The 13,309-nt window shown below is 52.4% G+C and carries 12 protein-coding genes; 10 read left to right on the top strand and 2 right to left on the bottom strand.

Annotated features, from left to right (window positions below; all coding sequences use genetic code 11):
* The first annotated feature begins 16 nt into the window (after nucleotides 1-16).
* From NLX71_RS05055 to NLX71_RS05035, 5 genes are all read left to right on the top strand, one after another.
* Nucleotides 17-1,201, top strand: coding sequence for an acetyl-CoA C-acyltransferase (locus tag NLX71_RS05055; protein WP_254362406.1), 1,185 nt, complete (start codon nucleotides 17-19; stop codon nucleotides 1,199-1,201).
* A 190-nt stretch (nucleotides 1,202-1,391) separates the two neighbouring features.
* Nucleotides 1,392-3,173 (top strand): acyl-CoA dehydrogenase family protein, encoded by a 1,782-nt coding sequence (locus NLX71_RS05050; protein WP_254362405.1) that lies wholly within the window; start codon nucleotides 1,392-1,394, stop codon nucleotides 3,171-3,173.
* A gap of 19 nt (nucleotides 3,174-3,192) precedes the next feature.
* The gene (locus tag NLX71_RS05045; RefSeq protein ID WP_254362404.1) at nucleotides 3,193-4,890 is read left to right on the top strand and encodes an AMP-binding protein; all 1,698 of its coding nucleotides are present in this window, start codon (nucleotides 3,193-3,195) and stop codon (nucleotides 4,888-4,890) included.
* Nucleotides 4,891-4,923: 33 nt separating this feature from the next.
* A complete protein-coding gene (locus NLX71_RS05040; protein WP_254362403.1) occupies nucleotides 4,924-5,349 on the top strand; it encodes a PaaI family thioesterase in 426 nt (141 codons plus the stop codon).
* Between the two features lie 50 nt (nucleotides 5,350-5,399).
* Complete coding sequence (locus tag NLX71_RS05035) at nucleotides 5,400-5,720, top strand: SCP2 sterol-binding domain-containing protein (protein WP_254362402.1); 321 nt, start codon at nucleotides 5,400-5,402, stop codon at nucleotides 5,718-5,720.
* A 51-nt stretch (nucleotides 5,721-5,771) separates the two neighbouring features.
* Here NLX71_RS05035 and NLX71_RS05030 read toward each other — a convergent pair whose 3' ends face one another.
* Nucleotides 5,772-6,251, bottom strand: coding sequence for an Lrp/AsnC family transcriptional regulator (locus NLX71_RS05030; RefSeq protein ID WP_254362401.1), 480 nt, complete (start codon nucleotides 6,249-6,251; stop codon nucleotides 5,772-5,774).
* Nucleotides 6,252-6,493: 242 nt separating this feature from the next.
* Between NLX71_RS05030 and NLX71_RS05025 the strand changes: the two genes are divergently transcribed.
* A complete protein-coding gene (locus NLX71_RS05025) occupies nucleotides 6,494-7,405 on the top strand; it encodes a DMT family transporter (protein ID WP_254362400.1) in 912 nt (303 codons plus the stop codon).
* 116 nt (nucleotides 7,406-7,521) lie between these two features.
* Here the strand turns inward: NLX71_RS05025 and NLX71_RS05020 are convergent, their stop codons facing one another.
* Complete coding sequence (locus tag NLX71_RS05020) at nucleotides 7,522-8,700, bottom strand: MalY/PatB family protein (RefSeq protein WP_254362399.1); 1,179 nt, start codon at nucleotides 8,698-8,700, stop codon at nucleotides 7,522-7,524.
* Nucleotides 8,701-9,018: 318 nt separating this feature from the next.
* On the opposite strand from NLX71_RS05020, the gene NLX71_RS05015 reads away from it, so the two are divergent.
* The 4 genes from NLX71_RS05015 (at nucleotide 9,019) to NLX71_RS05000 (ending at nucleotide 13,217) form a co-directional block, all read left to right on the top strand.
* Entirely contained in the window at nucleotides 9,019-10,185 is a 1,167-nt protein-coding gene (locus tag NLX71_RS05015; protein ID WP_254362398.1) for an ROK family transcriptional regulator, read from the top strand.
* 227 nt (nucleotides 10,186-10,412) lie between these two features.
* Nucleotides 10,413-12,344 carry a heavy metal translocating P-type ATPase gene (locus tag NLX71_RS05010; RefSeq protein WP_254362397.1) on the top strand — a complete coding sequence of 644 codons (1,932 nt, stop codon included), beginning with the start codon at nucleotides 10,413-10,415 and terminating at the stop codon, nucleotides 12,342-12,344.
* Nucleotides 12,345-12,550: 206 nt separating this feature from the next.
* On the top strand, nucleotides 12,551-12,727 hold the full coding sequence (locus NLX71_RS05005) for a hypothetical protein (RefSeq protein WP_254362396.1): 177 nt from the start codon (nucleotides 12,551-12,553) through the stop codon (nucleotides 12,725-12,727).
* 256 nt (nucleotides 12,728-12,983) lie between these two features.
* Nucleotides 12,984-13,217, top strand: coding sequence for a hypothetical protein (locus tag NLX71_RS05000; RefSeq protein ID WP_254362395.1), 234 nt, complete (start codon nucleotides 12,984-12,986; stop codon nucleotides 13,215-13,217).
* The last annotated feature ends 92 nt before the right edge of the window (nucleotides 13,218-13,309 follow it).

Raw genomic sequence — 13,309 nt, 5'->3', positions numbered from 1 at the left:
GGGAGAGGTGAAACCCATGAGAGAAGCTGTAATCGTATCGGTTGCCCGCACCGCGGTCGGCAAAGCGAAAAAAGGCCGGTTGGCCCAAACGCGCGCGGAGGATATGGGCAAGGCCGTGCTCGAAGCCGCCGTGGAGCGGGCGCCTGGTCTGAAGAAAGAGGATGTCGAGGATGTCATCATCGGCTGCGCGATGCCGGAGGGCGAGCAGGGGCTTAACTTTGCCCGCATCATGTCGCTCTATGCCGGTTTTCCGGCGACCGTGCCGGCGCTCACGATCAACCGGTTTTGCTCGTCCGGCCTGCAATCGATCGCCTTCGCGGCAGAGCGGATTATGCTCGGTTCGGCCGACGTGATCGTCGCCGGCGGCGTCGAGAGCATGAGCCACGTGCCGATGATCGGATTCAAGCTGTCGCCGAATCCGAAGATCGTGGAGCAGATGCCGGAGGTCTATATCAGCATGGGCCATACGGCCGAAAATGTCGCCGAACAGTTCGGCATTTCCCGCGAGGATCAGGACCGGTTCTCCGCGCGATCCCACGAAAAAGCGGCGGCTGCGATCCGCGATGGGAAATTCCGCGACGAAATCGTTCCGGTGCAGACACAATGGACGCAAGTGGACGACAGCGGGAAGGTCAAAAGCGAGGCGTTCGCGTTCGATACGGACGAAGGCGTCCGCGCCGATACGACGGCCCAGGTGCTGGGCAAGCTGAAGCCGTCCTTCAAGCTGAGCGGTACGGTAACGGCGGGCAACTCGTCGCAAATGAGCGACGGCGCGGCCGCAGCCGTGGTGATGAGCAAGGAGCGCGCGGAAGCGCTCGGCTTGAAGCCGCTCGCGACGTTCCGTTCGTTCGCACTGGCCGGGGTGGACCCGGAAATTATGGGCGTCGGGCCGGTGGAGGCGATTCCGAAAGCGCTCCAGATGGCTGGCCTTTCGATCGGCGACGTCGATTTGTTCGAAATCAACGAGGCGTTCGCGTCCCAATGCATGCACATCATTCGTCAGCTCGGATTGGACGAGGAGAAGGTCAATGTAAACGGCGGCGCGATCGCGCTCGGTCATCCGCTCGGATGCACGGGCACGAAGCTGACCGCGACGCTGATTCACGAGCTGCGTCGTCGGGGCGGCGGCATTGGCGTCGTCTCCATGTGCATCGGTGGCGGCATGGGCGCGGCAGGCGTGTTCGAGGTTCATGCGGGTTAAAAATCCAAGTGAAAAAAGCGGAGGGAGCGGAATCATTCTGGAGAAGCGTCAGCGGTCGCCTTTGTCCCCGGATTCTAACCACTAAATGGGTTATGTAATCAAAGAATCCGGGGACAACAGCGATCGGAAGAATGATCCGCTCACGCAGCATTCTTTTCACCCATTCCCAATAAACGAAGGAGATTCGGATATGAGCAAAATGATGAGTAAAGTGGTCGGTGGAAGCTTTATTATCGAAGATATCGATTTTACCCGGGTCGCGACCCCGGAGGACTTTACGGAAGAGCATCGCATGATCGCGCAGACGACGGAAGACTTCGTCGCCGGCGACGTCGCTCCTCACGACGAAGAGATCGAGAAGCTCAGTTATGAGCTGTCCGTGAAAATGCTGCGCAAGGCCGGGGAGCTCGGCCTGCTCGGCGCCGACGTGCCGGAAGCGTACGGCGGGCTCGGCCTTGACAAGGTCGGCTCGACGTTGATCAACGAGCGGCTGACCAAGGCTTCCGCCTTCGCGCTGACCGTGGGCGCGCACGTCGGAATCGGCACGCTGCCGATCGTGTATTTCGGCACCGAAGCGCAGAAGAAAAAATATTTGCCGCTGCTGGCGACCGGCCAGAAAATCGCCGCTTATTGCCTGACGGAGCCTTCTTCCGGCTCCGACGCGCTGGGCGCGAAAGCGACGGCGGTCTTGTCCGAGGACGGCAGCCATTATATTTTGAACGGGACGAAGCAGTTTATTACGAACGCCGGCTTTGCCGACGTGTTCATCGTATACGCCAAAGTAAACGGAACCGACTTCAGCACGTTCATCGTCGAACGGACGATGGAAGGCGTGAGCATCGGACCGGAAGAGAAGAAGATGGGCATCAAAGGCTCGTCCACATGCCCGCTCATTCTGGAAGATGTGAAGGTGCCGGTAGAAAACGTGCTGTGGGAGGTTGGCAAGGGCCACCTGATCGCCTTCAACATCTTGAACATTGGCCGCTTCAAGCTTGCCGCAGGCTGCGTCGGAGCCGCCAAGGATTCGATTGAGCTTTCGGCCAAATATGCCAACGAGCGGACGCAGTTCGGACGCAAAATTTCGTCCTTCCCGCTGATCGGAGCCAAGCTGGCCGACATGAACATCCGCACGTACGTGCTGGAAAGCATGGTGTACCGGACCGCAGGCTTGTTCGACGAAGGCTTGAGCGAGGTCGATCATGGCAGCGCCAACGTCGGGCAGCAATCGGCCAAGGCGATCGCCGAGTATGCGCTGGAATGCTCGATCAACAAAGTGTTCGGCTCCGAGACGCTGGACTTCGTGGCCGACGAGGGCGTGCAGATTCACGGCGGCTACGGGTTTACTCAGGAATACCGGATCGAGCGCATTTACCGGGATTCCCGCATTAACCGCATTTTCGAAGGCACGAACGAAATTAACCGGCTGCTGATCCCCGGAACGCTGATCAAGCGCGCCATGAAGGGGGAGCTGCCTTTGATGCAAAAAGCGATGGGGCTGCAGTCCGAGCTGCTGTCTCTGGTGCCGGGGCAGACGTTCGAAGGAACGCTGGAGCAGGAGAACCACTTGCTGGCTATGGCGAAAAAAATATTTCTTATGGTCGGTGCGCAAGCGGTGCAAAAATATCAAACGAAGCTGGACCAGGAGCAGGAAATTTTGAGCCGCTTGGCCGACATCATGATTTTCGTCTTCACGATGGAAAGCGCGCTGCTGCGTACGAAGAAGCTGATCGCCGCAGGCGGCGAAGGAAAAGCCCTGAATGCCATCGACATGACGACCATCTTCGTCCACGAATCGTTCGCGCGGATTGAGGAATGGGCGAAAGAAGTGCTGGCTGCGATGGAATCCGGCGACATACTGCGCACCCAATTGTCCATCCTGAAAAAACTGACCCGCAAAGCCCCGATCAATGCGATCGAGATCAAGCGTGAAATCGCTTCTCGCGTCATCGAAGCCGAAAAATACGTAGTCTAAGAAGCTTGAAACCTGACAAATGGGGTGGTCGAACTTGTCCGACAAGCCATGGTTAAGACATTATCCTGTCGAAGTACCATCGACCTGCGAATACCCGAAGCAAAATTTAGCGCATTTTTTGGTACAAACGGCTTCGGACTATCCGAACCATACGGCCTTATACTTTTTGGGCAAAAAAATATCGTACCGTCAACTGCTTCAATCCGTTTACCGCTTTGCGAACGCCCTTGCGAACCTGGGCGTTCGCAGGGGGGACCGGGTCGCGGTGATGCTGCCCAATTGCCCGCAGGCGGTTATCGCCTACTACGGAACGCTGCTGATGGGCGGCATCGTCGTCATGACCAATCCGATGTATATGCCGCGGGAGCTGGAGTACCAGATGAAGGACTCCGGCGCCCAGGCCATCGTTACGCTCGATCTGCTGTACGAGCGTGTCACGAAGGTGGTCCCGCTGACCGGGATCAAGCATGTGATCGTTACTTCCATCAAAGACTATCTTCCTTTTCCCAAGAACGTGCTTTATCCGTTAAAAGCCAAAAAAGACAATCTGAAACGCGACGTTGTCTACGGAAACGGCGTCGTTGCGTTTATGGAGCTGCTGGAGCAGGCGACGGCAACGCCTCAGGAGGAGAAGGTCGATGCCGATCACGATCTGGCGCTGCTTCAATATACCGGCGGCACGACCGGTATTCCGAAGGGCGTCATGCTGACGCACACGAATCTGATCGCGAATACGATGCAAAGCCGGCTTTGGTCGTACCGTTCGCAAATTGCGAAGGAAACGTATTTGGCGGTCCTGCCCTTTTTCCATGTGTTCGGGATGACGGTGCTGCTGAATCAGTCCATCTATATGGCAGGCACCTTGCTTTTGCTTCCCCGCTACGAGGTGAATCAAGTGCTGCAAACGATCGACAAGCTGAGGCCGACCATTTTTCCCGGCGCGCCGACGATGTATATTTCGCTCATTCATCATCAGAATATGAAGCGTTTCGATTTGTCGTCCATCCAGTTCTGTATTAGCGGCTCGGCTTCTTTGCCGCTGGAAGTGCAGGAATCGTTCGAATCGATTACGGGCGGCAAGCTGATCGAAGGGTACGGCTTGACCGAAGCGTCCCCTGTGACGCATGCCAACAACATTTGGGAGAAGCGGAAGCTGGGCTCCATCGGGGTTCCGTTCCCTGATACGGAGGCCCGGATCGTGAACCCGGAGACGGGCGAGGAACTGCCGGTAGGCGAAATCGGAGAGCTGACGGTCCGCGGTCCGCAAGTCATGAAGGGCTACTGGAACAAGCCGGAGGAAACCGCGAAAGTATTGAAGGACGGCTGGCTATATACGGGAGATTTGGGCCGAGTGGACGAGGAAGGGTATTTTTACATTTTGGACCGGCGCAAGGACATGATTATTGCGAGCGGTTACAACATTTATCCGCGTGAGGTTGAAGAGGTATTGTACGAGCATCCCGATGTCGAGGAGGCGGTCGTCGCAGGCATCATCGACACCTACCGCGGAGAAACGGTCAAAGCGTATATCGTGCTCAAGTCGGGGGCGAAGGGCGATGCCGATGTGTTCAAGGCTTGGTGCAAGGAGCGGCTTGCGGCGTACAAGGTGCCGAAGCAGTACGAGTTCCGGGACAGCTTGCCGAAAACGATCGTCGGGAAAGTGCTTCGCCACAAGCTGGCGGAGGAAGAAGCAGAGAAGCTCAAGAAAAACGGCTAGGACGCTTACATTATATTTCCGGGAGGGCCTGGTATGGACAATCAAGCATCGGCATTTCTCAACCGCCTGGAACAAGCGGCACGCGGAACGTTCTGGGAACATATCGGAGCCCGGATCGATACGTTCGCTCCGGATCGGGCGTCCGTATCGCTGAGCATCCAGCCGCATCATCATAATTTGATTGGCATCGCTCACGGCGGCGTTCACGCTACGCTGCTCGATTCCGCCATGGGGCTGGTCGCCATGGCCGTGAAGCCGAACGAGAACGTCGTCACGACGAACCTGAATCTGCATTATTTGGCCCCGATCGCCAAGGGGGAGATGAGAGTTACCGCCGAGATCCTACACAGCTCGGGACGGATGATCACCATGCAAGGGCATGTGTATGACGAAGAAGGGCAGCTCTGTGCCTTCGGCACCGGAACGTTTCGCATCGTTGAATGGCGGGGGAACCCGTAACCGGATCGGTATGGCCCTATCATTTGGGAGGAAGGAGAGAAGGACGACAAATGACGGTCAAGGAAAGCTTACAGGAGATGATAGAGCGGATGCAGGCGAATCCGGAGCCGATCCGGTCGCTTCATTACGTGTACCAGTTCGACTTGGATGAAAACGAGCCGTTTCAGGTCCGCTTCGATTCCGGCACCGTCGAAGTGCTGGAAGGAACGCCTCATCCGGCTGACTGCACGCTGAAGCTGTCGGCGTCCAATTTCGCTAAGCTGCTTCGCAACGATTTGAATACGACGATGGCGTTTATGCTCGGCTCGCTCAAAGTGGACGGGCGTGTAGGCTTGGCGTTGAAGCTTCAGGAAATTTTGAAGGCGTATTGAATCGGCGGCCGCCCCCGGCATTTCACCGGGAGGCGGCTTTCGTTACATCCCTTATTTTTCCGATATAGGCAAAACGGTAGAATATTTAATTTCTCTTAACGCCAGGCTCGTTTGAATTCGCGCTATGCCGAGCTTATTCAGCTTTCGGATAAAGCTTTCCAACTCCTTGCGGTCTTTGTTCGTTACCTTTAATAGATAGTCATATTCGCCCGTTAAACAATGACACTCCAATACTTCAGGCATGGAGCTTAAGGCCTTCTCCAGAACTTCCAGCTGTTCGGCTTGATGGATATTCGTACTCATGAAAATAAAGCACAATAAATCGAAGCCGAGCTTCTCCTGATTTAAGATGGCAACTTGACGCTTGATAAACCCTTCACTTTCTAACCGTTTTACCCTTGCATGCGTAGCTGGCGGAGACAAGTTCACCCGCCTTGCCAGCTCGGCATTACTTAGCTGTGCTTCTTTTTGCATCGTATCCAAAATTTGAATATCGACATCATCCAAGATTTTACTTGCAAAATGTTCCATTCAATCTTCTCTCCCTTTACAATTATTCGGAAAACAGGACGGTTTCAATTTGGAAAACGAATATGATTCAATAAAATGGCATCTCTAACTTATATTATTTTTAATTAACTATATCTTACAAAATGATACGCTTTTCAATCAATAAAAATGGTATGATTATTAGTGAATTCGATGTAAATGTCATTGTGCACAATGGCTTCCATTTTTCGCTGGAACGGTGAAAATGTAAAGGAGCTAATGACATGCCGAATAAGTACGTGTTGCTGCTGCTTTTAACAAGCTTGCTGTGGGGAGGAAATTTTGTAGTTGGAAAATCGCTTGTTGGTCATGCTTCACCGATGACTTTGACGAGCATCCGATGGATCATTGCCGTGTTGTGTCTGTTCCCACTCGTCTGGCGGAAAGAAAAAACGATATTCCCCTCACGGGCCTCCCTTCTTCCGTTGTTTTTGATGGGAGTTACAGGCGTTGTGCTGTTTAACCTCTTTCAATTTATGGCGTTGGAACGGACAACCGCGACGAATGCGGGGTTAATTTCCACATTGAATATGATTTCGATTTCCGTTTGTTCCTTTTTGTTTCTAAAAGAAAGAATCAACGTTCTTCAAATGTTTTCCATGCTTTTTTCGCTTGTTGGCGTGATTCTTGTTCTGACCAAAGGAAATGTCGAGCTGCTTCTGTCGCTTCATTTGAATACGGGCGATTTATGGATGATGGGCTCCGTATGCGTGTGGGGAATCTATTCCGTTTGCAGCAGATGGGTCATGAACAAGACATCGCCCATGAAGTCTACACTTTACTCCGGGATATTCGGACTCATCGTTCTTCTTCCGTTTAACTTCTCCGACTTCACCGTGTCCGACATCAACCTTTCGTTTATTCAATCGATGTTATATACAGGCGTAATCTCTACCGTAGTTTGTATCGTGTTTTGGAATATCGGGGTTCAAAAATTAGGCGCGACAACAGCCGGAATGTTTTTGAATTTTAATCCGGTATTCACCGCGGTCTTGGCGTTTATATTTTTAGGAGAACAAATGACGTGGAACCAAGGGATCGGGGGCTGCGTGGTGATCATCGGATGTTATTTGTTCTCGGCCTTTAAAACAAAAGCGGTCCCGGAAAGCAATAAACGGCACGATCTTGCTCATTAGCAAACCAGCCAGCTACGGACATTACGGAAGCTAAGCGGTCGTAGTAAAAAAGGGATTCACATCGTTGGAGATAACCCATATGCGAATCCCTGAACCGCCGGATACGCGGTATGCATTTACCCGTTCAAGCTTTTTTCTATGCGCTCCAAAGCCTTTGCTAAAGTCTCTCTGGGACATGCAAAATTAAGCCGTTGAAAGTTTTCGCCGCCGGAACCGAAAATATATCCGTCATCCAACGCTATTTTTGCATTTTTTTGCATGAGCTGCTGCAGCTCCGAGTCCGTATAGCCAAGGGCTCTAAAATCCAGCCATGCCAGATAGGTCCCCTCTGTCGGCATAAGCTTCACTTTAGGCATTCGCTCCCTCAGGAACTTCTCAATAAACGCTAAATTTGCTTGAAGATAGCGAAGTAGTTGCTCCAACCATGCTTCCCCGTCATGATAAGCTGCAATTTGAGCTACGGATGCGAAGACTCCCGGGTCAATATCAATGGCTGTAAGCTTATGGTTCAACTCGTCTCTAATCGTTTGATTAGGAATAATGATGTTGGAAATATGCAAGCCTGCCAGGTTGAATGTTTTCGAGGGTGAAGTGCAAACGATAGAGTTCATTTTAAAATCTTCAGAAATGCTGGCGAACGGAATATGACGATGGGGAGGGTAAATTAAGTCTGAATGAATTTCATCCGAAATGACCAGCACATTATGTTTTAAACAAATTTCACCGACCCGTTTTAGTTCGTCATATGACCATACACGCCCGACCGGGTTATGGGGACTGCAAAGAAACATGAGTTTCGTGCGAGAGTCTTCAGCGATTTTTTCCAATTGTTCAAAGTTCATTTTGTACCCGTCATCGGTGAGTACTAGCGGATTGTTTGCGATTTGACAGCCATTATTGGTGATAATCTTGGCAAAAGGGTAATAGACGGGGCTTTGAAGGATCACTTTATCGCCAGGCCGGCAAAACGTTTCTACGATAAAATTAAGTGCGGGTATGATTCCTGGAGTAAAAAGAATCCATTCCTTCTGTATGCTCCAACCATTTCTCTTTTGTTGCCAATGAACAGCAGCCTCCAAAAAAGCATCGCTCTTATGCCCATATCCAAAAATTCCATGCTGTGCCCGCTTAATCATGGCATCAATAATCGGCTGCGGAACTTTAAAGTCCATATCGGCTATCCACATCGGAAGGCTATCTTCGTCTCCGAAGTTCTCTTGTAAATACTTCCTTGACCATTTGATGGAATCGGTTTCTCTGCGGTCAATAATCTCATCGAAGTTATACGTTGTCATGATAGCTCCTTTTTCGTGTTTATGATTCATATAAAAATCAATTATATCAACGCCAATGATAACGTTCAATATTGGCCGCAGGCATCATCTCTTAGGGCCAGGGCCTTTTTACATCTTCCATGATTTACAAACAAATATTGACAAAAGAAAAATCCATGCTATGATTCAATTATTAACACCATTGGATTAATTATAAATGTCCAATTCATTTTAACCGCTTTCAGTTTGGTGATCCGTATTTTTATGCCTAACAATGACCAAGGATTAGAGCTTGTCTAGACTTTAATTAACATGAGTGGAATAAAGAGGTTTCGGCGTATGAAAAAAATTGTGAAGCACGATCAAGACGTCATCCGACAGCATAACAAGCAGATGATCCTTGATATTATCAAGGAAAAACGGCCCATTTCGCGGGCGGAAATCACGAAGATTACCAAGCTCAGTCCGACCTCCGTCGGGCGTATTGTCGGCGAACTGTGCGAGCAGGGGCTCGTCCGGGAAACGGAACTGTCGTCCGGCGGTGTCGGGCGCAAGGCGATTATGCTCGACATCGATCCGCAGGCCGTCTTTTCCATTGGCGTCGATATCGGCAAAAATATCGTACGCTTCGGCATCATGGAGTTTAGCGGCAAGCTGCTGTACGAGCTTCTGGTCGGGCATACCGCCATTGACACGGAAGCCAGCCGCACGATTGATCTCATTGCCGACACGATCAACTGGCTGGTGAAGGAGCAGGGACTGGAAAGCTCGAAATTGATCGGCATCGGCATCGGCGTGCCCGGCGTTATCGATCACGAGCGGGGTGTCGTGCAGTATTCATCGACCCTTGGTTGGAGAAACGTCCCGCTTGCCCGCCATATGAAGGAGCGGACGGGGATCGATACGGTGATCGACAACGACCTGAAGGTCAAAATATTGGCCGAATACTTGTGCGGCTCCGCCCGGGGCTCCAAGAAAACGGCGTTGATCGAGCTTGGCACCGGGGTCGGCTCTTCGCTTATCATCGACGGGGAGATTTTTCGCGGCGGCTCCAATAGTGCCGGGGAGCTTGGACATACGACGCTCGATCCGAACGGCAATTTATGCGAATGCGGCAAGCGGGGCTGCCTGCAGACGTACATCGATGAATCGGCGATTTTGCACGAAGCGAACCGGATTGTCGAAATCGGCGATATCGGACAGCTGTTCGAAGCGGCCCGCAGCGACGAGAGCTGGGCGAAGGAAATTATTTCGCGGACCTCGCTGTATATCGGCATTGCGATCAACAACATCGTGTGCATGTACAACCCCGATGCCGTCATTTTGAGCGGCAACATGGTGGAGAATTACAGCGATATTGTCCCTCTGATTGAGGAGCAGTGTGCACAGGTCGTCTGGGAGCCGTTCCGGGACGGGTTCAAAATCCTCGCTTCCGATTTGAAGGAGCAGTCCATCGTCATTGGTGCGGCATCGCTGGTGCAAAATAATTACGTGAACCAAAGCTGAGCGCCGCCTCCCGCAAAGGGAGCAAGAAGGCAAAATATCCGCTTTACTTTCTAAGATCGCAGCCTTATAATTACTTTAAAATGTTGCCCCAGCACAAAAATGATGCGCCAATACAAAAATGAAAATCATTCTCACTTCCATGCTGTTCCCTGATTAGGGAACAGCATGAGTCATTTTTAGGGGAATAAAAACGATAGTCATTCTCAACGAAAAAGGAGCTGCTGAACATGATCCACTCGGTAGATACAGCCCAACCTATCGACAAGCCGGAAGTAAAGAGGAAGAAAGGCCAGATCGTTTCCGTGCTGTCGCGTTACGGCGAGGCGATCGCCGCTTTGGCAAGCGGCATATTGATTGCGGCCGCCTGGGTCGCGGGACACTCGTCCCCGTCCTTCTCGATATGGCTTTATTGCTTCGCTTTTCTTATTGGAGGATTCGTCAAGGCCAAGGAAGGATGGCTCACGCTTGTCCGCGAAAAGGATCTGGATGTCAACCTGCTCATGATCGTCGCAGCGATCGGCGCAGCCAGCATCGGTTACTGGATGGAAGGCGCGGTATTGATCTTTATCTTCTCGCTCAGTGGCGCCTTGGAGACGTTCACGATGGAGAAGAGCTCCAGAGACATTTCGTCCTTAATGGATTTGAAGCCGGAAACGGCCATCGTGTGGGAAGAAGGGGCGGAAAAGCGGGTTCCCGTCGAACAGCTGCGGATTGGCGAGCTGGTGCTGGTCAAACCGGGTGAGCGCCTTCCTGCAGATGGGATCGTCCAAGAAGGAAGCTCGGCCGTCAACCAGGCTTCGATTACCGGCGAGAGCATTCCGGTGGATAAAGTGGCGGGAGACGAAGTGTTCGCCGGCACCCTGAACGGTCAGGGCGCGTTGTTCGTGCAAGTGACGAAATCCAGCGAGTCGACGCTTTTCTCGAAGATCATCCGTCTGGTTCAAGAAGCGCAAAGCGAAATGCCGAAATCCCAGCGGTTTATCGAACGGTTCGAACGCTTGTATGCCAGAGTTATCATTTTGGCGACTCTGCTTCTCATTGCGCTCCCGCCGTGGCTGTTCGGCTGGAGCTGGAACGATACGCTTTACCGGGCGATGGTGTTTTTGGTCGTAGCCTCGCCGTGCGCGCTGGTCGCTTCCATCATGCCGGCGATGCTCTCCGCGATATCCAACAGCGCAAGAAAAGGGCTGCTGTTTAAAGGCGGCGCCCATTTGGAGCGCGCATCGCACATTCGCGCCATTGCGTTCGACAAAACCGGCACCTTAACGTACGGCAAACCGTCGGTGACGGATTTCCTGACTTACCAGGCGTGGAGCGAAGAGGAGCTGCTGCGGATAGCGGCTTCCATCGAAAGCTTATCCACGCATCCGATCGCCAAAGCCATTGTAGACAGGGCCGAACAATTGTCGTTGGAGCTGGAGCGGCCTTCCGATTTTCAGGCGCTGGCCGGGTGGGGCGTTCAAGCCGGGTTGGCCGGGGAATTGTGGAAAATCGGAAAGCCGGGCTTCTTTGAAGAAACCGGGATTGACGGGCAGGTTCTCTCCGATGTCCGCAAGCTTGAGCAGGAAGGAAAAACCGTCGTTTTGATTCAAAACACCGCCGGCATTGCCGGGATGATCGCTCTTCAGGACGCCATCAGGCCGCAAGCCAGAGAGACCGTCGCCAAGCTGAAGGAGTTGGGCGTGCAAGTCGTCATGCTGACGGGGGACCAACGGCTGACGGCCGAGGCGATTGCCAGAGAGGCCGGAATCGATCAGGTGTATGCCGGGCTGCTTCCGGAAGACAAATTGAACATCGTCAAAACCTTGAAAGAGAAGTATACGCACGTCGCCATGGTAGGAGACGGGATCAATGATGCTCCGGCCTTGGCCGCGGCATCCGTCGGCATAGCGATGGGGGCGGCTGGCAGCGATGCGGCGCTGGAAACGGCCGATTTGGTGCTCATGAACGACGATTTGGACAAAATCAAGGAAGCGATTGTATTGGGAAGACGCACGACGCGGATCATCAAGCAAAACATTGCTTTTGCCGTTACGGTGATCGCCTTCCTGATTGCCGCCAATTTTTTCAAAGGAATTCCGCTGCCGCTCGGGGTCGTAGGCCATGAAGGAAGCACGATTCTGGTCATTTTGAACGGACTTCGGCTCCTGCGCTCCTAAGCGGCTGCAATGGATGCAATGATGCGATCCCGGTTGAGGCCGGACCGTCGCCCCCTGTGAAAGCAGGGGGTTTTTTGTTGCCTTCCTAGCGAATTCGCGCCTTCTTTCTGACGGTCGTAAAAAACAATTGTAATTTTGAAAAAATGCGCTACAATAATGATAATGATTATCATTTTTACAACGGGAAGACAGGGGAGAGGAAAAGGATGGATCTGTTACTTCCGATTATTACGGTCGTGTTGGTTATCTTGGGAAGCGTCTGCTTGTTCATCTCCATTGAAAATGACCGGCGCGTCCGCGAATTCCACTCGAACGGACTCACCTCGCGGCGGATGCGAGAATCGGACGATCCGTCCAAACGAAGCAACAAGAGCTTCGCTTAAGCCGATCCGGAAGCTGCGGACCTTGCATTTAACCATAGAACAACAATAAATCGCCTGCCACCGGGAAACCGGTGGTTTTTTTTACGTTGGCCCCGAAGCCAACACGAAGCGGACGGTCGCCATGATGGAAATGGGCGTGAACGAAACGTCCAAAGGAACGGCATCGGCGGTTTCCTAAGAAAGCTTAGGCTTCTAAAGCCCCTTTTTCCCGAATAAGCTGTAGTATGGAGTATTCGGAACGGGGGGAGGAACGAAAATGAAGCGAATCATGGCAAGGCGGATCGGATGGGTTATCTTCGGCTGCATGCTGGCCTCCGCCGCCGTGTTGCTGTATCTTCAAATCATAGGCGAGCTGATGCTTGGTATCGCGCTGGTGGGCATAACGTTTGCGCTATCTATGGGCCTGTTGTGGATGTCCGAGCTTGAAGACGAGGCGGCCGGACGTGAGAAGAAAGGGGGCCGTACAAGCCGATTCGAGCGATCAAGGTAAAAATTGTGATGGCCTGCCTCGATGACAGCGCTTGCGAAATCGTGTGATTTGATTTACAATTCGATTATGAACACCAATAAAAAAATAGCATG

The organism is Paenibacillus sp. MZ04-78.2 (assembly GCF_024213375.1).
Lineage (GTDB): Bacteria > Bacillota > Bacilli > Paenibacillales > NBRC-103111 > Paenibacillus_G.
The sequence above is the reverse complement of the archived record's forward strand: the minus strand, read 5'-3'. Positions and strand labels throughout refer to the sequence as shown.